The organism is Peribacillus deserti (assembly GCF_002863585.1).
Taxonomy (GTDB): Bacteria; Bacillota; Bacilli; order Bacillales; family DSM-1321; genus Paraperibacillus; species Paraperibacillus deserti_A.
Genome location: NZ_PGUY01000075.1, coordinates 1 through 21,094, shown reverse-complemented (window position 1 = coordinate 21,094; position 21,094 = coordinate 1). Strand labels below are relative to the sequence as shown.

Annotated in this window: 20 protein-coding genes and 1 pseudogene; 18 read left to right on the top strand and 3 right to left on the bottom strand. The window is 41.8% G+C overall.

Translation table 11 applies throughout. The features are described 5' to 3' along the window. The first annotated feature begins 83 nt into the window (after positions 1-83). The 6 genes from CUU66_RS21675 to CUU66_RS21645 all read left to right on the top strand — a co-directional run bounded on the left by CUU66_RS21675 (position 84) and on the right by CUU66_RS21645 (position 5,152). Positions 84-521 carry a BrxA/BrxB family bacilliredoxin gene (locus tag CUU66_RS21675; RefSeq protein ID WP_101645478.1) on the top strand — a complete coding sequence of 146 codons (438 nt, stop codon included), beginning with the start codon at positions 84-86 and terminating at the stop codon, positions 519-521. 320 nt (positions 522-841) lie between these two features. Next, positions 842-1,639, top strand: coding sequence for a transporter substrate-binding domain-containing protein (locus CUU66_RS21670; protein WP_101645477.1), 798 nt, complete (start codon positions 842-844; stop codon positions 1,637-1,639). A 415-nt stretch (positions 1,640-2,054) separates the two neighbouring features. After that, positions 2,055-2,714, top strand: a complete 660-nt coding sequence (locus tag CUU66_RS21660; protein WP_101645475.1) for an amino acid ABC transporter permease — start codon at positions 2,055-2,057, stop codon at positions 2,712-2,714. Next, a complete protein-coding gene (locus CUU66_RS21655; RefSeq protein WP_101645474.1) occupies positions 2,707-3,429 on the top strand; it encodes an amino acid ABC transporter ATP-binding protein in 723 nt (240 codons plus the stop codon). The genes CUU66_RS21660 and CUU66_RS21655 overlap by 8 nt, the downstream gene beginning before the upstream one ends. 203 nt (positions 3,430-3,632) lie before the next feature. Then, positions 3,633-4,637, top strand: a complete 1,005-nt coding sequence (locus CUU66_RS21650) for an aromatic acid exporter family protein (RefSeq protein ID WP_101645473.1) — start codon at positions 3,633-3,635, stop codon at positions 4,635-4,637. A 41-nt stretch (positions 4,638-4,678) separates the two neighbouring features. After that, positions 4,679-5,152, top strand: coding sequence for a L,D-transpeptidase (locus CUU66_RS21645; protein ID WP_101645493.1), 474 nt, complete (start codon positions 4,679-4,681; stop codon positions 5,150-5,152). A gap of 69 nt (positions 5,153-5,221) precedes the next feature. Here CUU66_RS21645 and prli42 read toward each other — a convergent pair whose 3' ends face one another. After that, complete coding sequence (gene prli42 / locus CUU66_RS24465; protein ID WP_180955391.1) at positions 5,222-5,317, bottom strand: stressosome-associated protein Prli42; 96 nt, start codon at positions 5,315-5,317, stop codon at positions 5,222-5,224. Positions 5,318-5,503: 186 nt separating this feature from the next. Between prli42 and mce the strand changes: the two genes are divergently transcribed. The 9 genes from mce to CUU66_RS24460 all read left to right on the top strand — a co-directional run bounded on the left by mce (position 5,504) and on the right by CUU66_RS24460 (position 16,272). Beyond that, entirely contained in the window at positions 5,504-5,923 is a 420-nt protein-coding gene (gene mce / locus CUU66_RS21640) for a methylmalonyl-CoA epimerase (RefSeq protein ID WP_101645472.1), read from the top strand. Then, positions 5,923-7,470 carry an acyl-CoA carboxylase subunit beta gene (locus tag CUU66_RS21635; protein ID WP_101645471.1) on the top strand — a complete coding sequence of 516 codons (1,548 nt, stop codon included), beginning with the start codon at positions 5,923-5,925 and terminating at the stop codon, positions 7,468-7,470. Before mce ends, CUU66_RS21635 begins: the two co-directional genes overlap by 1 nt. A gap of 78 nt (positions 7,471-7,548) precedes the next feature. Further along, on the top strand, positions 7,549-8,670 hold the full coding sequence (locus CUU66_RS21630; protein ID WP_101645470.1) for a tripeptidase T: 1,122 nt from the start codon (positions 7,549-7,551) through the stop codon (positions 8,668-8,670). Between the two features lie 379 nt (positions 8,671-9,049). Beyond that, complete coding sequence (locus tag CUU66_RS21625) at positions 9,050-9,523, top strand: chemotaxis protein CheW (RefSeq protein ID WP_101645469.1); 474 nt, start codon at positions 9,050-9,052, stop codon at positions 9,521-9,523. 79 nt (positions 9,524-9,602) lie between these two features. Beyond that, on the top strand, positions 9,603-10,859 hold the full coding sequence (locus CUU66_RS21620; protein ID WP_101645468.1) for a DNA polymerase IV: 1,257 nt from the start codon (positions 9,603-9,605) through the stop codon (positions 10,857-10,859). Between the two features lie 174 nt (positions 10,860-11,033). Then, positions 11,034-12,446 carry an NADP-dependent phosphogluconate dehydrogenase gene (gndA, locus tag CUU66_RS21615; RefSeq protein WP_101645467.1) on the top strand — a complete coding sequence of 471 codons (1,413 nt, stop codon included), beginning with the start codon at positions 11,034-11,036 and terminating at the stop codon, positions 12,444-12,446. Positions 12,447-12,710: 264 nt separating this feature from the next. After that, positions 12,711-13,520 carry a YitT family protein gene (locus CUU66_RS21610; RefSeq protein ID WP_101645466.1) on the top strand — a complete coding sequence of 270 codons (810 nt, stop codon included), beginning with the start codon at positions 12,711-12,713 and terminating at the stop codon, positions 13,518-13,520. A gap of 114 nt (positions 13,521-13,634) precedes the next feature. Continuing rightward, positions 13,635-16,004, top strand: a complete 2,370-nt coding sequence (locus CUU66_RS21605) for a penicillin acylase family protein (protein ID WP_101645465.1) — start codon at positions 13,635-13,637, stop codon at positions 16,002-16,004. Between the two features lie 109 nt (positions 16,005-16,113). Beyond that, positions 16,114-16,272: a hypothetical protein gene (locus CUU66_RS24460; protein WP_180955390.1), complete on the top strand. Its 159-nt coding sequence runs from the start codon at positions 16,114-16,116 to the stop codon at positions 16,270-16,272. A gap of 353 nt (positions 16,273-16,625) precedes the next feature. Here CUU66_RS24460 and CUU66_RS25505 read toward each other — a convergent pair. Both CUU66_RS25505 and CUU66_RS21595 read right to left on the bottom strand, forming a co-directional pair. Then, positions 16,626-16,988 (bottom strand): annotated as a pseudogene (locus CUU66_RS25505) (FUSC family protein); the annotation flags it as partial. 280 nt (positions 16,989-17,268) lie between these two features. Next, positions 17,269-18,012, bottom strand: a complete 744-nt coding sequence (locus tag CUU66_RS21595) for a protein-glutamine gamma-glutamyltransferase (RefSeq protein ID WP_101645463.1) — start codon at positions 18,010-18,012, stop codon at positions 17,269-17,271. 454 nt (positions 18,013-18,466) lie between these two features. On the opposite strand from CUU66_RS21595, the gene CUU66_RS21590 reads away from it, so the two are divergent. The 3 genes from CUU66_RS21590 to CUU66_RS21580 all read left to right on the top strand — a co-directional run bounded on the left by CUU66_RS21590 (position 18,467) and on the right by CUU66_RS21580 (position 20,886). Then, positions 18,467-20,212, top strand: a complete 1,746-nt coding sequence (locus CUU66_RS21590; protein WP_101645462.1) for a methyl-accepting chemotaxis protein — start codon at positions 18,467-18,469, stop codon at positions 20,210-20,212. A 229-nt stretch (positions 20,213-20,441) separates the two neighbouring features. After that, complete coding sequence (locus CUU66_RS21585; RefSeq protein WP_101645461.1) at positions 20,442-20,702, top strand: hypothetical protein; 261 nt, start codon at positions 20,442-20,444, stop codon at positions 20,700-20,702. Between the two features lies 1 nt (position 20,703). Continuing rightward, complete coding sequence (locus tag CUU66_RS21580) at positions 20,704-20,886, top strand: hypothetical protein (protein WP_101645460.1); 183 nt, start codon at positions 20,704-20,706, stop codon at positions 20,884-20,886. The last annotated feature ends 208 nt before the right edge of the window (positions 20,887-21,094 follow it).

The window sequence follows — 21,094 nt, the reverse complement described above, 5'->3', positions numbered from 1 at the left end:
AAATCCTGAGGTCGGCTTCATTGTGATTATCTGTCCGAATTGATATATTATTAATGAAGGACTTAACGAAGGAGGAAGAAACATTGAATATGGACTTTAATTTATTCATGAATGATATAGTACGCCAGGCAAGACAGGAGATCTCTGCTGCCGGCTACACTGAATTGAAAACACCGGAAGAAGTGGAAAGCGCTCTAAATGAAAAAGGAACGACTCTTGTAATGGTTAACTCCGTCTGTGGATGTGCTGGTGGCATAGCCCGCCCTGCTGCTGCACATTCTATTCATTTCGATAAGCGTCCTGACCATCTGGTAACTGTATTTGCAGGCCAGGATAAAGAAGCTACTGAAAAGGCTAGAAGCTTCTTTACAGGATATCCGCCGTCTTCTCCATCATTTGCACTGCTGAAGGATGGGAAATTAGTAAAAATGGTCGAACGCCATGAAATTGAAGGACATGAGCCAATGTCTGTTGTAAATAAGCTGCAATCCTATTTCGACGAATATTGTGAAGAACTATAATCTGAAATCTGAAAGCCCGCCAATTTGGCGGGTTTTTTTTTCAGCAAGGAGCAATATTAAATAAAAAGTTATTGTATCAAAATTAAATCTTTTATACATTTATTCGCATAAACATAAGCTATTATTTGTGAAATTCCGCGTATTATCACATTTCCATTTGAATAAAAATGTATTTTCATTTAAGAATACATGTGTTAAAATACAAACTATCGTATAAATATTACATCAATATGAAACTTGAAAATTATGGTGGTATAGTTCATAATGAACTAAACTGACTTATTATAATTTTCAGATTACTATTTTAGGAGGCTTATTTCATGAAAAAGTGGCTATCAGCAGCGTTTGCAGCTCTATTATTGGCTGGGGTGCTTTCAGCTTGCGGAACTTCCGAAAAAAGCGGAGGACAGGAACAAGGAGAAGAAACAAAAGTATTAAAAATGGGTACATCTGCGGATTATCGCCCATTCGAGTATATAGATACAGCCAAAAGCGACGAAATCATCGGTTTTGATGTGGATATTGCTAAGGCCATTGCGAAAAATTTGGGTTACAAAGTGGAAATCCAAGATATGGAGTTTAATGGATTGGTAACAGCTCTTCAGAACAAGCAGATCGATTTTGTTTTAGCTGGAATGACCCCAAATGAAGAGCGTAAAAAGAGTGTGGATTTCAGTGATATCTACTATTCTGCTAAACATTTAATCGTAACGAAAAAAGACAGCGGCATTAAAGCCAAAGAAGACCTTAACGGGAAAACAGTCGGAGTACAGCTTGGTTCCATTCAAGAAGGCATTGCCGGGGATTTAAAGAAAAAAGAGAAAATCGATCTGAAAACAGACAGCCGGAATCGTATTCCTGAACTTATTCAGGAAATCTCTGCTGGCCGGTTGGATGCAGCGATTATTGAAGATACGGTAGCAAAAGGATACCTTGAAGATAATAAAGATCTTGTCAGCTATGAGATTCCAGTCGATGAAGGGGAAGCGGGTTCTGCGATTGCGTTCCAAAAAGACAGCAAGCTGACAGAAGAATTTAACGCTGAACTGAAGAAAATGAAAGAAAACGGTGAGTTAGATAAGCTCATTATTAAATGGTTTGGCAGTGACGCAAAATAATCGTTTTATTTAATGGCTGTTTTCGCAAACTTTGTTGCTATTGAACAAGAGGTTGATTTCCGCTCCAGGATGCTCGCTTTCCGCGGGGCGGGCGGTGAGCCTCCTCGGCTTCGCCTGCGGGGTCTCACCTGTCCCGCTGCTCCCGCAGGAGTCTCGCACCTTACGCTCCAATCGACCTGACTGAACAATAGGGTGGTGTAACAAAACTTATTAAAAAACAACAATCTTTTAGAAAAGAGCCTATTTAATAAATTGTTATATTCCATGTTTTAGCATCTGTTGATTAGCGAAAAGGAGGAAGTCCACAGGCTTGTTTAACAGCTTGTATAAAAACAATCGTTTATAAAAGGAATGACTTTACTAATAGAGTCATTCCTTTTTACCGAAATTAATGAAACGGGAAGGACGAAAAATAGTGAACTTAGATTTTAGCCGGGTTATGCCTTCTCTTCCTTATATTCTAGAAGGTATATATATCACATTACAGGTAGTCGTTTTAGCCGCCCTGCTGGGGTTTTCGCTGGGCATTATTCTATCGCTCTTTAAAATAAGCACAATTAAGCCGCTTAATTGGCTGGCTGACTTTTATACGTCTATATTTAGAGGAACACCTCTTGTCTTGCAGCTCATGCTGATTTACTTTGGTTCTCCGCAGGTATTTGGCATTCAGATTGAACCATTTACAGCCGCGTTTCTTTCCTTTGGATTGAATTCTGCTGCGTATATATCAGAAATAATTAGAGCAGGTATCATGGCAGTGGATAAGGGACAGAAGGAAGCAGCGATTGCTCTGGGAGTTCCTTACCGAAAAATGATGACCGACATCATTCTCCCGCAGGCCATGAAAAATATTCTGCCGGCTTTAATGAATGAAATGATTACCTTAACAAAGGAATCAGCTGTTGTTACAATTATCGGCTTGAATGATATTATGAGAAGGGCATACATCGTTGGCGGGCAAAGCTATCGATTCTTTGAGCCCATCATGATTGCGGGTCTCATTTATTATATTCTCGTTATGATACTGACCATTGCCGGCAAGCTGGTAGAAAGGAGAATGAGACGCAGTGATTAAAATAGATAATCTTCATAAACACTTCGGTAAACTTGAGGTGTTAAAAGGGATCAATACTGGAATTAAGGAGGGGGAAGTGGTTGCGATCATCGGTCCATCAGGATCTGGTAAATCGACGTTCCTCCGCTGCATCAATCTGCTGGAACAGCCGACAGAAGGTACCATTTGGATCAAAGGGGAAGAGGTGACCAGCAAAAAAACCAATATTTTAAAAGTACGGGCCAAGGTTGGAATGGTGTTTCAGCACTTTCATTTATTCCCGCATAAGACAGTCCTTCAAAACCTTACTTATGCTCCTGTCAAAGTAAAAGGACTTTCGAAGAAGGAAGCGGAGGAAAAAGCCAGGGATCTTCTGCGGAGAGTAGGTCTTGCGGAAAAAGCTGACGAATATCCGAACCGCTTGTCTGGCGGGCAAAAACAGCGGGTTGCAATCGCGAGAGCCCTTGCGATGGACCCTGAGGTAATGCTGTTTGATGAGCCTACTTCAGCACTGGATCCTGAGATGGTAAAAGAGGTGCTGGAGGTCATGAAGTCCCTGGCTCATACAGGGATGACCATGGCCATAGTTACCCACGAAATGGGCTTTGCCCGTGAAGTGGCGGACCGTGTATTATTCTTGGACGGAGGACAGCTCGTGGAGGATGCGGAGCCGGCGGAATTCTTCAGCAGCCCCAAAACACAGCGTGCTAAGGATTTTCTGCAAAAAGTTCTCTGACCTATTACATGCCATAGTAGTGAGCGGGCCCGCTGAATCATAAGCAGGCCCGCTTATTTTTGTATATAATCAAAAGCTGCGGCCGCCATTCCCCCTTTAAATTTTACGGATTGCAGGATAACTGGTAAAGTATTGCTAAATACTTGAACCTGTAATTAAACTATGATTGAATTCGAGTAAAACAATTAATTGGAGCTAAGAGAATGTTTAGAATAGGATACCGGACTTTAAAGACTGCGATAGGTACAGCGCTTGCGATCTCACTGGCCCAGATTGTGGGGTTGAATAACTTTGCTTCTGCAGGGATTATAACCATTTTGTGCATTCAAGTGACAAAAAAACGGTCGCTCAGAACCTCATGGGATCGTTTGATTGCATGTTTGACTGCCATGGGATTTTCGGCTGCCTTTTTTGAGCTGCTGGGATACAATCCGCTGGTTATCGGCCTTATGCTTCTCCTGTTTATCCCAGTCACCGTTTTGCTTCGTGTCCAAGGCGGGGTGGTTACGAGCAGTGTCATCATTCTTCACTTTTATTCCTCTTCCCATATCACCTGGAGCGTTGTTTATAATGAAATATTGTTGATTGTCATTGGGATTGGTGTTGCCTTGCTCATGAACTTGTACATGCCGAGTGTAGACAATAAATTGATGAGCTATCAGGAACAAATAGAGGATAACTTTCATGCCATCTTTAAGGAAATCGTTCATTATTTGAGAACAAATGAAATGGTGTGGACTGGGCAGGAAATCACCGAAACCTCCACGCTTCTAAACGAGGCTAAATCACTGGCATCCAAGGAATTAGAAAATCGCTTTCTGAGGAATGAGGATATTTTTTATGTATATTTCAGAATGCGCCAAAAGCAATTTGACATAATTGAACGGCTGCTGCCGCTGGTATCGTCCATACCGGCAACTATCGAACCGGGAAATAAGGTTGCTGATTTTATAGAAGAGCTCAGTGAACATATTCATCCTTATAATACTGCCTACGTGTATCTTGATAAGCTGGCCGTACTCCGAGACGAATTCAGGGATATGGAGCTGCCGAAAACCCGAGAAGAATTCGAAATCAGAGCGGCATTATTGCAGCTTCTAAATGAACTGGAGCAATATTTAACGATAAAAGATGCCTTCAGAGGCTTTCCGAGCCATAAAACAAGAATTAAACCGAAATTGCAGGTTAAAACTAAGGAAAAAGCTTAGGTGGCGATTATGTGAAGCTCCTTATTATTACCTTCAGTTTTATGATGACTTTTATCATGCCTGCTGCTCCGCAAACGGGGAATCAGCCTGCTATCATAGTAAATAAAAAGGTGCATCAGCTTGCCTTCATTCAGGGGAATAAAGTTCAAAAAGTCTATAAAGCAGCAACAGGTAAATCACAGGAATTAACGCCTGAAGGGCTGTTCAAGGTAACGGTAAAGGCAAAGAATCCCTATTACCGCAAGAAAAACATTCCTGGCGGTGATCCGCGTAACCCGCTTGGCTCCAGATGGATTGGCTTTAATGCAAAAGGAACGGACGGCCGTACTTATGGAGTCCATGGTACAAATCGCCCAGGTCAGATTGGCACCAGCGTTTCGCAGGGGTGTATCAGGTTAACAAATAAAAATGTCGAACAATTGTTTGAGAAGGTACCGATCGGAACCCAAATATTGGTTGTGAACTCTCCGAAAAGCTTTCTACAGCTAGCTAAACAATATAAATTTGTAAAATAGTAATAGGCCGGATCCCTTAGCGGGTTCCGGCCTATTTTATGTCTTTATAAAAGGATAGATTCAGTGACATTAAAGTACAAGTGAAATTCCTGCAAGGAGTGTAGTCACAAGCATTGTGATCAGCATTACATACACCACTACTTTTTGGAATGATTTTCTTCGCATTTACATCTCTCCCTAAGTAAGGAATTGTCTCTCTCTATTTTATCTTGATTAGGTTCATGTGACAACCGTTTATGAAAGGTCTATTACATGCAGGATTTCCAAAAATAATATAGAATATTTAGTAAAGTTCGACAAAAAGCGTTTTCATTTTTAAGATCCATAGTTCTGTTTCCAGTGGAGGTATTTATGATTCAAGATATTAACCATATTGGCATAGCAGTAAAATCGATTGAGGACTCCCTCCTATTCTATCAAGGAGTACTTGGTCTAAAGCTTGAGGGACTGGAGGTAGTGGAGAGCCAGCAGGTGAAGGTAGCTTTTCTTCTTGCGGGGAATACCCGCTTGGAACTGCTGGAAGGGATGATAGAAACGAGTCCCATTTCGAGGTTTATCGACAAAAAGGGAGAAGGAATCCATCATATTGCTTTAGGTGTTCATAGAATAGAAGATCGAATAGCAGAATTACATACAAAAGGAATTCAGATGATAGACAATCAGCCGAGAATCGGGGCACATGGTGCAAGTATAGCCTTCATGCATCCGAAATCCGCCGGCGGTGTCCTGTATGAACTGTGTGAAGGTGAAGATGAGGAGGATAAAGGGTAATGGACATCTATGAGAAAATTAATGAACTTTATGACCGAAGACGGGAAATTGAATTAGGCGGCGGCGACGAGCGCGCTGCGAAACAGCACGAAAAAGGGAAGCTGACTGCCAGAGAGAGGATTGATCTGCTTGTTGATCCTGGATCCTTTGTTGAGTTGAATCCATTTATTCAGCATCGATCCAGGGATTTTGGGCTTGATAAGCAAAAGGGGCCCGGAGACGGAGTCGTGACCGGATATGGAAAAATAGACGGGCGGCCCATTTATTTATTTTCGCAGGATTTTACGGTCTTTGGCGGTGCTCTAGGAGAAATGCACGCGAAAAAAATCGCAAATGTTATGGATTTGGCTGCAAAGAATGGAGCGCCTTTTATAGGTTTGAACGATTCAGGAGGAGCCAGGATTCAGGAAGGCGTTGTGTCTTTAGATGGATACGGGCAGATTTTCTATCGAAATGCTATTTACTCGGGAGTGATTCCGCAGATTTCAGTCATTATGGGCCCTTGCGCAGGAGGGGCTGTATACTCCCCGGCGATCACTGATTTTGTCTTCATGGTTGAAAAGACCAGCCAAATGTTTATAACTGGACCTAAAGTTATCGAAACTGTGACAGGGGAAAAAATCTCCTCAGAAGACTTAGGGGGTTCAAAAGTACATAACAGCATCAGCGGGAATGCGCATTTTGGCGGGGAGACAGAGGAAGAGGTTCTCGGGATGGTACGGAAGCTTCTCGGTTATCTGCCCCTCAATAATGAAGAACAGCCTCCAGCGGTTAAAGCGGATGATCTGGATGATTACCGGCCGGACATCACGGATAAAATTCCGTTTGATGCAGTCAGGCCTTATGATGTAAGAACCATCATCGACGAATTGATGGATAAGGATTCTTTTATGGAAGTGCAAAAAGATTTTGCCAGGAATATCGTGATCGGGCTTGCCCGCTTAAAGGGACAGACTGTAGGCCTGGTCTGCAACCAGCCTAAATTCATGGCAGGCGGGCTTGATATCGATTCTTCTGACAAGGCAGCTAGATTCATTCGTTTTTGCGATTCGTTTAATATACCGATCATTACATTTGAAGATGTGACGGGCTTCTTTCCGGGGATCAAGCAGGAGCACGGCGGGATTATCAGGCATGGTGCAAAAATCTTGTATGCTTATTCTGAAGCTACGGTGCCAAAAATCACCGTTATCCTTAGAAAAGCTTATGGCGGAGCATATGTTGCACTAAACAGCAAGTCGATCGGTGCGGATTTAGTATATGCCTGGCCAAATGCCGAAATAGCAGTCATGGGGCCACAGGGGGCAGCTAATATCATTTTCTCAAAAGAAATCCAAAATAGTGATAATCCCGAAGCGACCAGAATGAAAAAAATAGAAGAGTACCGTGAGAAATTTGCGAACCCTTATGTAGCTGCTAGCCAGGGCATGGTGGACGACGTTATCGATCCTAGAGATACCAGGATCATGCTGATACAATCACTGGAAATGATGAAAAATAAAAAGGAAGAACGCCCAAAGAAAAAACATGGGAATATCCCATTGTAGCCTGATGTAGGATATTTGCCCCTGAATTCCTTTTACAGGTATACTAGACAGTGAACATACATATTGGAGGTTAGCCTTATGGTGAATCAGGAGCGTTTATTAAATGAATTTCTGGAGCTTGTCCAGATTGACTCTGAGACAAAGTTCGAAACAGAAATCGCCAAAGTCCTAAAAGGAAAATTCAGTTCGTTAGGCGTGGAGGTCTTTGAAGATGACACCACCGCACAGACTGGACACGGGGCAGGAAATTTGATCTGTACACTTAAGGGCACTAAAGAGGGAGCAGATACGATTTATTTCACATCCCATATGGATACTGTAGTACCGGGAAGAGGGATAAAACCTTCGGTAAAGGACGGCTATGTAGTTACCGACGGAACGACCATCCTTGGGGCAGATGACAAAGCAGGCCTTGCTGCCATGTTTGAAGCCATCCGCGTATTAAAGGAAAACAATATCACGCATGGTACCATTCAATTTATTATTACGGTAGGTGAGGAATCCGGTCTTCTTGGAGCGAAAGCCTTGGATCCATCCCTTGTTACCGCAAAGTACGGTTTTGCATTGGATAGTGACGGCAAGGTCGGAAACATTGTTGTGGCTGCACCAACACAGGCTAGAATCACTGCTGTTATCCATGGGAAAACTGCCCATGCCGGCGTTGCACCTGAAAAAGGAGTTTCAGCGATAACAATCGCTTCAAAAGCGATTTCAAGGATGCCTTTAGGCAGGATTGATGAAGAAACAACGGCTAATATCGGAAGCTTTGCAGGCGGTACACAGACGAACATCGTTGCAGACCGGGTTGATATTCTTGCGGAAGCAAGATCCTTAATTCCTGAAAAAATGGAAGCGCAGGCTGCTAAAATGAAATCTGCGTTCGAAGAGGCTGCTGCTGAAATGGGCGGAAGTGCCGATGTGAATATTGAAATTATGTACCCGGGCTTTAAGTTTGGTCATGGTGACCATGTGGTAGAAGTTGCGAAAAAGGCTGCAAGCAAAATCGGCCGTCCTTCCGAGCTTCAAAAAAGCGGCGGGGGCAGTGATGCAAACGTCATTGCGGGCTTCGGCATCCCAACCGTCAACCTGGCTGTCGGGTACGAAGAAATTCATACGACAAACGAAAAAATGCCTGTAGAAGAGCTTGGCAAGCTGGCCGAAATGGTTGTTGCGATCGTTCAGGAAACAGCAGGCGAATAAGACATTATAGAAGAGAGAAAGAGCATTTCTTTCTCTTTTCTTTTTCTTTTAGGCTGTTTTCGCAAACTTTGTTGCTGGATCAAGGAGTCTCGCACCTTACGCTCCAATCAACCTGATTTAGGTGATGCAACAAAACTTATTAAAAACAACAATCTTTTAGAAAAGAGCCTTCTTTTATTAAGGTTATATTTAAGTCCGTTTATTGATTTTGGCGTTACGTTGATTGGAGGGGAAAGCCAGACTTTCCTTCTGCAATTCAAAGGAATTCCGGAAAAATGCATTAAATGTAAGAAACGCGGATTGACCGCACAAGGTTCCTGGAGCATAAAGAGACGAATTTATCAGAGCTTTTTTAATAACTTTCTGAGGAGAACATCGAATGATCATAAGTGATAAAGCGGTTGTTTTTTTAGCCGGGAAAGAAGAATATGCCATTCCGATTGAATATGTCTACTCTATAGAAAAACCAGGTGGTATCACCTTCATCCCGCAAATGCCCCCCTATGTTCTGGGACTGGCAGATATACGAGGCGAATTAATTCCTCTAATAGATTTAGAGAATGTGCTGTTTCAAGTGCCCGCCGCCGGCAGCCAGGCAGACAAAAAATGGATACTGGTCAAAATAGACGGGCTGACAGCGGGCCTAGCGGTGAAGGATGCAAAGGAGATCGTCGAAATCCCTCAAGAGAGCATTAAACAAATCGGCCTCGCGTCCTATCAGAAAACCAGTTTTATCAGCGGGGTGGCAAGCTTGCCGGAAAACCGCCTGATAGCCATTATTAATCCTGATCATTTAATTAATTCACTCGAAGGCATCAGGGAATTAAAAGCATATATGGATGAAAAGATATAAAAAAAGCGGGCTGGAAAAAACCGGCCTATATTAAGAATTGAGATACCAGCAGCGATGCTTTCGGAAAGCAGGTGTTTTTTTGCATAATATGTACCCTAAAAAGGGCAGAGTCATTTTACATGTCGATATGAATAGTTTTTATGCATCGGTAGAGATGGCTTATGATTCATCTTTAAAGGGAAAACCGCTGGCTATTGCTGGAAATGTGGAAGAACGCCGTGGGATTATTGTTACGTGCAGCTATGAGGCCCGGCGATATGGTGTGAAAACAACCATGCCTTTATGGGAAGCGAAAAAACTATGTCCTCAGCTGATCGTCAAAAGTCCCGATTTCGACAAGTACCGAAAAGCATCGCTTGCTATGTTTGACTTATTAAGGCAGTATACATCTCTCGTTGAACCAGTATCGATCGATGAAGGCTACATGGATATTTCGGGCTGCCATGAAATAGGTTCCCCGATAGAAATAGCAAAGAGTATTCAGCAGCGGATTCTTCAGACACTGGATCTTCCATGCAGTATTGGAATCGCCCCAAATAAGTTTCTGGCTAAAACAGCTTCTGACATGAAAAAGCCGATGGGCATAACTGTATTGCGGAAAAGAGACGTACGTGACAGGCTTTGGCCACTCAAGGTGACAGAAATGCACGGAATTGGAGAAAAAACTGGCCAAAAATTAGAGTCCCTGGGTGTCAGGACAATTGGAGACTTAGCTCAGGCCAATGAGGTCCAATTAAGGCATGCGCTGGGAATCAACGGACTAAAACTAAGGTACAGGGCAAATGGGGAAGACAGCCGGGAAGTGGACCCTGATTCGATATATGAACATAAGAGTGTCGGAAATTCAACAACTCTCCCCCACGATTCTACCAACCAAAAAGAATTACTGACCATCATCCATGGTCTTTCTGAAAAAGTAGCGGTCAGATTGAAAAGGAAAGGCCTGGCCGGCCAAAAAATCGGGATCACGATCAGATATAAAAATAGAAAGACGATTACAAGAAGCAAAACGCTTTTAAATCCGATTACAGCACATGAAGAAATATCAGAGGAAGCACAGGCTTTATTTAAAAGCAACTGGAATGGAGATGCTGTACGGCTCCTTGGAGTAACAGCTTTTGAAGTCATTGAAAAGCAGGAAGCTTACAAGCAGCTTGATCTTTTTTCTTATCAGCACGAAGCAAAAAAAGAGCCGCTGTTTTCAGCGATGGAAAAACTTCAGGCTAAATACGGGAAAAAGGCCGTCCAAAAAGGCTTGGATTATACGCATGATTCTGGGACGAATCTACGGGCAGAAACCAGCTTCAGCAAAGACTTTTTAGACCCTCGGCATTAAAAACAATCGTTTGGCTTTTTCTTGTTGTTGTTCCTTTAATAGTTTGAATCTGTGAATTACGTGTAAAATAATAGAGGAAAGCCGATCCTTCGGCTATGTATGCCGGTATATATTCTTTGACAGCCGGATAGCAGTTGTGTAGAAAAGTACTTATATAAGAAGGGATGTCGTACAATGGCAAAACAGCAAATCGGGGTTATCGGCATGGCCGTTATGGGAAAAAACCTGGCTTTTAATATTGAAAGCAGAGGATATTCCGTTTCTATCTTTAATCGTTCCAGAGAAAAAACGGATGAAGTCATGAAGGAAGCAGAAGGAAGAAATTTAGTTCCTTCCCACACCATTGAAGAATTTGTGGATTCACTGGAGTCTCCGCGCAAAATTTTGTTAATGGTAAAGGCTGGAGCTGCAACTGATGCAACCATTGAACAACTGAAGCCTCTTCTTAATGAAGGAGATATAGTGATTGATGGAGGAAATACCTTCTTTGTAGATACACAGCGGCGAAATAAAGAATTGAGCGAGCTGGGAATCAACTTTATTGGAACGGGTGTTTCAGGCGGGGAAGAAGGAGCTTTAAAAGGACCTTCCATCATGCCTGGTGGACAAAAGGAAGCTTATGATCTTGTAGAGCCAATCTTAAAAGAAATCTCAGCAAAGGTCAACGGTGAGCCATGCTGTACATATATTGGGCCGAACGGTGCCGGCCATTATGTAAAAATGGTTCATAATGGAATTGAATATGGAGATATGCAGCTGATTGCTGAATCTTATTTTCTGCTCAAAAATATTCTGGGATTATCAGCCGATGAACTTCATGAAGTATTTGCCGAGTGGAATAAAGGCGAACTCGACAGCTATTTGATTGAAATTACTGCAGATGTATTTAAGAAATATGATGACGAAACAGGCAAGCCGCTTGTAGATGTCATTTTGGACAAAGCCGGCCAGAAGGGAACTGGAAAATGGACAAGCCAGAGTGCCCTCGACCTCGGTGTACCTCTTCCTATCATTACTGAATCAGTATTTGCACGGTTCATTTCGGCCTTAAAAGATGAACGCCGTGCCGCCAGCAAGATTTTAAGAGGACCGGAGAAAAAGGAATTCAACGGTGATAAACAAAGCTTTATCGAAGCTATCCGCAAGGCGCTGTATATGAGCAAAATCGTTTCCTATGCACAGGGATTCGCACAAATGAAAGCTGCTTCCGAAGAATATGACTGGAATCTTCAATACGGTGAAATTGCGATGATTTTCCGGGGAGGATGCATCATCCGTGCCCAATTCCTTCAGAAAATCAAAGAGGCCTATGACCGTGAACCGAGCCTGAATAATCTTTTATTAGATCCTTATTTCAAGGAAATCGCCGAAAGCTATCAAACTGCCCTGCGTGAAGTTATTGGTACAGCCGTAACCAGTGGGATTCCAGTCCCATGTTTCTCTGCGGCTCTTGCGTACTTTGACAGCTACCGTACCGAAACACTTCCAGCGAACCTGATTCAGGCACAGCGTGATTATTTCGGTGCACACACATATGAGCGTGTAGACAAAGAAGGAGTTTTCCATACTGAATGGATGGAAAAGTAAGAATAGAAGGACTGAAACGATTATGTTTCGGTCCTTTTTCGTTACAGTAAGTTAAGTTATAGTAAAATGTCACATGCTGGAAAGAGCAATCGGAGCATAAACAAAAACTAACTTGATTATTATGTTCTATACCTTTTTTCAGCCAGTATTTAACCTGATCAGATAAGTGCATTTTAACATTTCAGAAAACACTTTTATTTTATAGATTCTTTCATTCTCTACTATAATAAAACTAACAAACCTAGTTTCAGAGTGGAGGATGGAATGTCTAGAATATTAATGATCATACTGGGGTCCGTCATTATCGGATTTGCTTATAATTTATTTTTGATTCCTCACCAGATTTTAAGCAGCGGGTTAGCTGGGGTTGCCATTATGCTTGGCATCATCACGCCATTTGGTACCGGTATTATTAACTTCCTGTTAAATCTTCCTCTTTTAATATTAGGGGTAATGAAATTAGGAAAGAAGTTCATCGGCTATACGATCTTATCTGTTATTACGCTGACAGTCAGTTTATACATTATACCTGTGAGGGCAATTTCCTCTGAGCCTATTTTATCCTCCGTGTTTGGGGGAGCATTAACGGGCCTGGGGATTGGTCTGATCTTCCGGGCATCCGGATCGTCGGGCGGCTTTGATATTATCGCCATGCTGCTGACACGGAAGAAAGACTTTCCGTTGGGAGCTTTAATTTCAGCGATGAACGGAATTGTTGTAGTAGCTTCAGGATTTGTCTTTAGCTGGGATGCCGCTCTGAACACATTGGTCGGAATTTATGTTACGGGGAAAGTGATAGATGCCATTCACACGAATCATATTAAGCTTACTGTAACCATTGTTTCATCTAAAGGTATTGAGCTGAAAGACAAGCTTTTAAAGAATCTGTACCGCGGCGTGACTCTGATGGATGGGCAGGGAGCCTATTCCGGTGAAGATAAAAAGGTTCTTATGACCGTTATAACGAGATATCAGCTTACAGATGTTAAACAGATGATCAGCGAAATAGATCCAGATGCTTTTGTGAATGTGACTGAAACAAAAGAAGTGATGGGCTCCTTTCATCGGGGGTAAATATGTCGATTCCTAACAGGACCTTGCCAATGCGGCAGGGTTTTTTTTATTTCAAGCTTGAAGGTTATGTCTAATTTATCGCGAATTATATGTAACAGACGAAGGGGGAATAGTATGGAAGCCGTGATTCAAAAACAAAAAAAGAGGCAAAAAAGGTGGGGAAGGCTGCTTGCGGCAACACTAGCCGTTATTGTAACGCTTCTGCTGATTGCCCTTGCTTTCCTCAATTATTACGCGAGCCGCTCCCTGCCCAAAATTGAGGGGGAATTACAAGTTAAGGGCTTGAATGAACCTGTCTCTGTTATAAGGGATACTGCGGGGGTACCTCATGTGACAGCTGCAAGTGAGCATGATTTATACGTGGCTCAGGGGTTTATCCAGGCGCAGGACAGACTTTTTCAGATGGACCTTAGCAGAAGACAGGCTTCGGGAACACTCAGTGAAGTGATAGGTGAAGCTGCAGTGGATCGGGATAAGTTTTTTCGGACCTTAGGGCTGAGACGGGCAGCCGAAAAATCATGGGCCGCTTATTCTGCTGAGGCAAAACAAGTATTAAAGTGGTATGCCGAAGGAGTGAATGCCTATATTGCTGGCTTGAGGGAAAGTGGAAAATGGCCAGTTGAATTTAAGCTTGCAGGGTACACGCCCAATAACTGGACTCCTGCTGATTCGCTGACAATAGGCAAGTATATGGCCTTTGATCTAGGCGGTCACTGGCAGGCGCAGGCATTCCGGCAATATCTCCTGCAGAAGTTTCCAAAGGAAAAGGCATATGACTTGTTTCCTTCCTACCCCAAAGATGCACCATACATCCTTTCACAGAATGAGATGAATATTGAAAAAAGCCTGTCAGCCGCCATTATTCCACCCGAATTTAATGGAAGCAATAATTGGGTGGTTTCCGGAAGCAAAACCAAGTCAGGAAAGCCTATCTTGGCAGACGACCCTCATCTCTCACTAGCTACACCTTCCATCTGGTACCAAATGCATCTTAAAACAAAAGACATAAATGTAAGCGGTGTCATATTTGCGGGAATTCCTGGGATTATCCTTGGACATAATGACAAAATCGCCTGGGGTGTCACCAATACAGGACCTGATGTCCAGGACTTGTATATTGAAAAACGGAACTCGGAAGATCCACAAAAATTCTTACATAATGGCAAATGGGAACAGGCGTCTATTGTAGAAGAACCAATCAAGATTAAAGATGGCAAAACCATTCCGTATAAGGTTACAATCACACGGCACGGTCCGGTCATTTCCGAATTTGCGGCAGAGTCCGGCAAAAACACTCAATTATCCTTAAAGTGGACAGCTTTAGAGCCATCCGTAGAGCTTGAAGCCATTTTAAATATGAACAAGGCGGGAAATTGGGACGAGTTTGAAAAAGCTCTGGAAAAGTTTCAGGTGCCTGCCCAGAACTTCGTGTTTGCGTCTGGTGATGGAACGATAGCCTACAAAGCGAACGGAAATATTCCCATAAGGAAAAGAGGAGACGCACTGCTGCCTGTACCCGGCTGGACGGATGAATACGAATGGGAAGGGTATATTCCGTATGATAAACTTCCACGGGTTCTGAATCCCGCTGAAGGGTTTATATCCACGGCTAATAATAAAGTGACGAGTGATGACTATCCATTCCATATCTCCAATGTATGGGCCCAGCCTTATCGTCAAATGAGGATACAAGAGGTTCTGAAATCCAACGATAATTTTACAGTCAAAGACATGCAAAAGCTGCAGATGGACCAAATGAATCTTCAGGCAGAGGAATTTGCCCCGCAGTTTATAAAGCAGCTGCAGGGAGAAAAATTAAATAAGAAGCAAAAAGATGCGCTTGCCATTCTTGAAAATTGGAACTTCAAAGATGATAAAGACTTAGCGGCTCCCCTTATCTTCAACATATGGATGGGGCACATCAACAATGAAATGTTTCAAGGACAGATATCCGAAGACATGATGGAGCTTTTTGATGGAAGAAAGTCTGTGGTGGATGCATTGCTCCGGAATGCATTTGAAGGAAATGAAGGGGCCTGGGTGAAAGAACAGGGAGGCATCACCCAATACTTAAAGAAGTGCCTGAATCTAACACTTTCTGACATAGAAGATCTTCAAGGAACCGATAAGGATAAATGGTCATGGGGGAACTATCACAAAGTGAACTTTACCCATCCGTTATCAAGTATTTCCGTATTAAAATATGTTTTTAATCGAGACGGCTCGCTTCCTGTTGGCGGCAGCAGCGTCACAGTTCAGGCTGCCGGTACAGATAATAACGGATTGGTCAATCACGGCGGATCCTGGAGATTTACTATTGATACTGCCGATATGAACAAAGGCTACCACCTTGTTGGCCCCGGTCAATCCGGCCATCTCAAAAGTAAGTGGTATCACGATCAATTAGATGACTGGGCAGATGGCACATACCATACCACCCTTCTAGACGAAAAGAAGGGCGACAAGCTGATTCTCAAACCGTAAATATTAGTGCATTCACCTTTATCAGGGTGGGTGCACTTTTTTGTTATAAATACACGTTTTCTTAATAAACTTACTGTGGTATTTAAGTAAATAAAAGGAGGGGAATTCTGTGGCAGGAGTGCTTACAACAGCTTTTGTGGTTCTGATGGTTTTCATTGTCGTTGAAACAGGAATCTCCCGCTGGCTTAACAGTGAGGATAAACCGCAGGAGGCCCGTACAGAGGTACCGGAAAGACGGTATAGAAGCGAAGTGCAGAGCAAGCTTTGATTGTGAGGCTGCTCTGTTTTTTTAATTGCGAGTATTATGTTTCATTTTATGCTGTCCAAAAATTTAGAAGCCCCTCAAACAGAAAAACCCTTTTAAGTTTTGAAAGATCCCCTTTTCGGTGGAGGAGTGGGTACAGTGCGGAAAGTGACGGTACAGTAAAGGTTAATAATCCGGATCAACTTGTCTTAGAAGATGAAAAGTACTAAATTAAATGTTAAGCCCTGGGTGCTCATTTGACCCTGGGCAGCCTTTTAATAATTGGGGGTTAGAGAATGAGTTTCGAACTACCGGAATTAGACAGAAAAGCAACTAAGCAGCCGCCTGAGGCCGACTGGAGAAATATGGCTTATATTTTACGATATTTTTTGCTTGCTCGGTAAAATTAGACGGAACCAAACTAACTGTATAAGAACAGCTACCATTACACCTATAAGAGTATCTCTCATTCTGTCTATAACATAATGATTCTTTTGATGTTCAAATACAAAGACAAATAATATCGTAAGGGCGACTTGATGAAGGACAGTCTTATCAAATTTCAACCACTTTGTAATAAAACCTCCCAAAAGAACCAATAGCCCTAAGTTCCATCCATTTATAATCATATGGGTTGAGATTATCACAGTAAAGGAAATACCGATTATAGTTCCCGTCACGCGCTTTATGGATAGACGTACAGTTTTATGATAAGTGGATTGTAGACATAAGATAACCGATAGCGGGCTAAGTAAGGATGATCGGAACCGTTTTCATATACACCTCGTACTATTACATGTTTTTTAGTATCTTAGTAAAGGTGAATTTTATGTATATTGGAGCATTTTTTAAAATCTTGGATATCAAAAAGACTTGGGTGCTGTGCGCTAGCCCGGGGCACTTCTAAGTAAATGGGGGAACCATATGCTATTTAAATTACCTGAAATAGACAGAGAAAAAACAAGTGCCTATAAAGCTCCTTCTTGGGGCTATGGCTGGTTACTATCTTGTTTAAGCTCTCTAAAAGGGCCGGTTTGCTCCGTAATAGGTTTTATAGTTTAGGCGGATCCGCCCCGTCTCTAAATAAGATGGCTCTGTTGGATTTTTTTTTCTTAGATAATTAAGGATAGCCATAATTTCTTCTCCTGACTTTATTCCCATTCCGTGTGCAAAATAGAGATCTTCATCTAATACAATGCAATTTTCTCCCCGCCACTCCGGGGTTTGTGGGTTGAAATCTGGATTGTTGAAATAAACGCAGTCTCCATGTAAAAAATCAGTAGAAGTAGATGAATGCAGATCAAGGTTTTTATTATATTCCCAATCATACAGAATCATATCCGAAAATAATTCGTTGAATTTTCCAGATCCTAAAATGTCTAAAACCGCCTTATAATAAACAATTACCATTGCTGTAGCACATTCGAATGCATAAAGCCGGCCATTGAAATAAATATCGTCAATTGCTTTTTGCGGAGAGGCTTCCAGCTTTAGAAAGAAAGCACCGCTCTCGTGAAGGATCCAGTAAACTGGGTTGCACCTGGAATTTTTAAACGTTTCAAATTCAGCCCCGCTTTTATACAGAAGTTTGGCCGCCCTTGTAATTTTAACTTTAACTTCCAGATCAAACTCCAATTCATCTAATGAATTATACTGATATACCTTATTATAACTGCTCATCATTTTGATTATTTTGGCTTTCTCCCACGATTGCATGCCTCCCATAGATTCAGGAGTAACTAACATTTCTCCAATGCGAATCACTAGATCGTATCCCCTTTCCAGCTAAGACGTCTGCTTATATATATGAGAAGCTGAGCTGGTTTAATATAAAAAAGGGATTCCAAAAGATTACTTTCTTCGCTTCTGAAGCAGACTTAGTTAGTTACATATATTTATTGCCTAGAGGGTTTCTTGTGAAAGGAGACTTCATCAGTCAGCATTTTCATTTTCATTTCAATGCTGTCATGAAAGTAGACTAATTAATAAACTTAAAGGCCGCCGCTTATTTATAACACATCCCAAGCCAAGTATTATCATTGCTTGTAACGTTACGATCAGTCAATCAGTTCCTGCCCTCATCGGTTGTTACTTGTACAAGTAACTAAAAGGATATCGCAAACACACCGGTTAGGATAAATATTGTATGTATTTACTTTCATTTAAACATATATGACCAATTTACCGATATAAAGGAAAAGACCATGCAGGAGGAACTATGAAGATTCAACGAACTAAATCATTAAAACGTACATTTACACTCATTTTATTATGTTTTATCATTACGCTGTTTTTACTAAATAGTGTACTTATCTTGTTAAATACAAACGCTTCTATCAAGAATACAGTCGAATTTAATAGTACGATGCATGCCGAGAGAACAGCGAAAGCGATTGACCCTGATTTGTATCAAGAGTTCTTGAAAAATCCAGTGGACAATGAAGTGTATCAGGAGCTCCGGACACAGCTTGATGACTATAGAGTTAAAATGGGTGCGATGTACGTATATACCATGGCTGTCGCTAAAGATCATTCTATTAAATTAATGATAGACGGTCTTCCGCAAAAAGAAGCTGCTCCTATTGGAGAACCAACAACAGCTACAGGCTACACAGATATTGAGCCAGCCTTATCTGGAAACTTAACCAGTACAGGTATAGTGAAAGACCCTGAATATGGGGAATACATGTCAGCCTTTGCTCCTATCAAAGATGAAGCTGGAAAAGTAATAGGGGTATTAGGAGTAGATATTGAAGCTGCTCAAGTCAGAGGAATTACCAAGACAGTATTTAAGGAGTCAATTCCATTTCAGCTCGGAATTTCCTTTATATTTCTTGCTGCTATATTAATAAGCTTAAACTATTATTTAGGGAAAAAGCTCCAGCCCTTAACTGTACTTACCGAGGTTGCTAAAAAGATAACGGAGGGTAATCTTCTTGATGCAAAGAAGTCTTTAAACTCGATACATATTAAGACCCCGGACGAAATCGGCCGTCTGCGAGATTCCATTCGTGATATGTCCTCTATTTTGGAATCTATGATTCGAAATATGCAATTAACGGCTGAAAAGGTAAATGTAAAAAGTATTGATCTCAGTCATGCTTCCACTGAATTGTTAGACGGTTCCAGCCAGATTGCCACTACCATGAATGAAATGGCTGATGGTGCTGGCACACAAGCTGCTGTAGCAACTGAATTAGCAGAGAAAATGAATGAATTCACCGACTTAATTAACAAAGCAGCTTCTATTGAAAAAGAGCTTTCGGCAATCAATCTTACATTAAGTTCCCATACAAGTACAGGTTATCAATTAATGAAGCAGTCGGTAACTGGAATGGATGATATATCTGAAGTAATGACCCGGTCGGCTGCAGAAGTGAAAGATTTAGCCATTCAAACCAGCCAGGTATCTTCGATCGTTTCGTTAATTCAAGGGATTGCCAACCAAACCAATTTACTTGCTTTGAATGCAGCAATCGAAGCCGCGAGAGCAGGCGAGCAAGGAAAAGGTTTTGCTGTTGTTGCCTCTGAAGTAGGGAAGCTGGCACAAGAAGTTTCCTCTGCTGTAAAGGAAATACAAGACATTGTTGGAGAAGTGGACGCTAATTCTGCACGCGTGATCCATAGTCTCGAAGAAGGGCTGCAAACCGTGGATATTGGTCATTCCAATGTAAAAGAAACAGGAAATACCTTTAAAGAAATATCGAATTTAATTAAAGGTTTGAATCAAATAAATACCGAACTGAGCAAGCATATGAATGTTATAGTCCAGCAGCAAAACAATATAAGTTTATCAATAGAAGAAATAGCTGCCATTGCTGAACAAAGCGCTGCCGGTATCGAGCAAGTCTCCGCTTCAAGCCAGCAAATGAGCGGTTTTACTGAGGGAATTAATAATTGGGTTCATGAGCTAAGCAAAACGTCAAGGGAACTGAAAGATGAGAGTGAACGATTTAAAGTGTAATGAAAAAATGCTCCAAGACACCCAAATGCCTTGGAGTATGGGCGCTTATGCATCGCCATTACTCTTTTACTCCAGTTAGAATTGATTACGAGTCATTAAGTTCCGTTATTGAACTATCTTTATAATTAGGATGTTATGTATATAACAAAATACGAAATGGGAGTGCCCCAAACATGTCACACTATATCTGTGTCTGTTTGGGGCCTTTTTCCGTTGGAGGGAGGAAAAAATGCCAAATAGAAAAATCAGTAGTGCAGCTTTTGGAGCGATAAGTGCTACCTTGCACTTTCACTCAATACCAGTTGAAGCAACTGTTCATCAAAAGTCAGCCGAATACCAAGAGAAAATAACTAGCATGATGGTAAAAACTGATAAAGAAATAAATGCCCTAGAAAAATCAAAAGAAATTGTTACAAAACACGCAGCAGCTCTTACAGAAGCTATTTCAGGAACAACTTCAGGAAACAAAGCTTCAAATAGGAATAGATGAATTGGATAACGAAATCCAAGTAATAAAGCAAAAATTAAACAAACGGATTGAAGTTAATACTTATAAGCCCCTTTCCTTAGAGGAAGTCCTCTTTCTGCCAGTGGCAAAGCCGAACTCTTATGCTGAGCAATTACATACCTTTACCACTTACGCTTCATCCATAGATTTAGCTGGCTATAAGTAGTTTTTAGGAAGGCACCGCTTTCCGCATTTCGAATTGTCCAGCTTCGTGCTTTTCAGGAGTATGTGAATAAATAAAAAAGCTAGGCAATCAGCCTAGCTCACATAAATTATATCGCTTAGAAAGGCACCGTTCTCCGCTTTTGTTGTTGTCCAGCTGCGAACTGCCATCCTCCCGTCATAAGCCAATCAGTCCATGAGAAGAAAAAGCG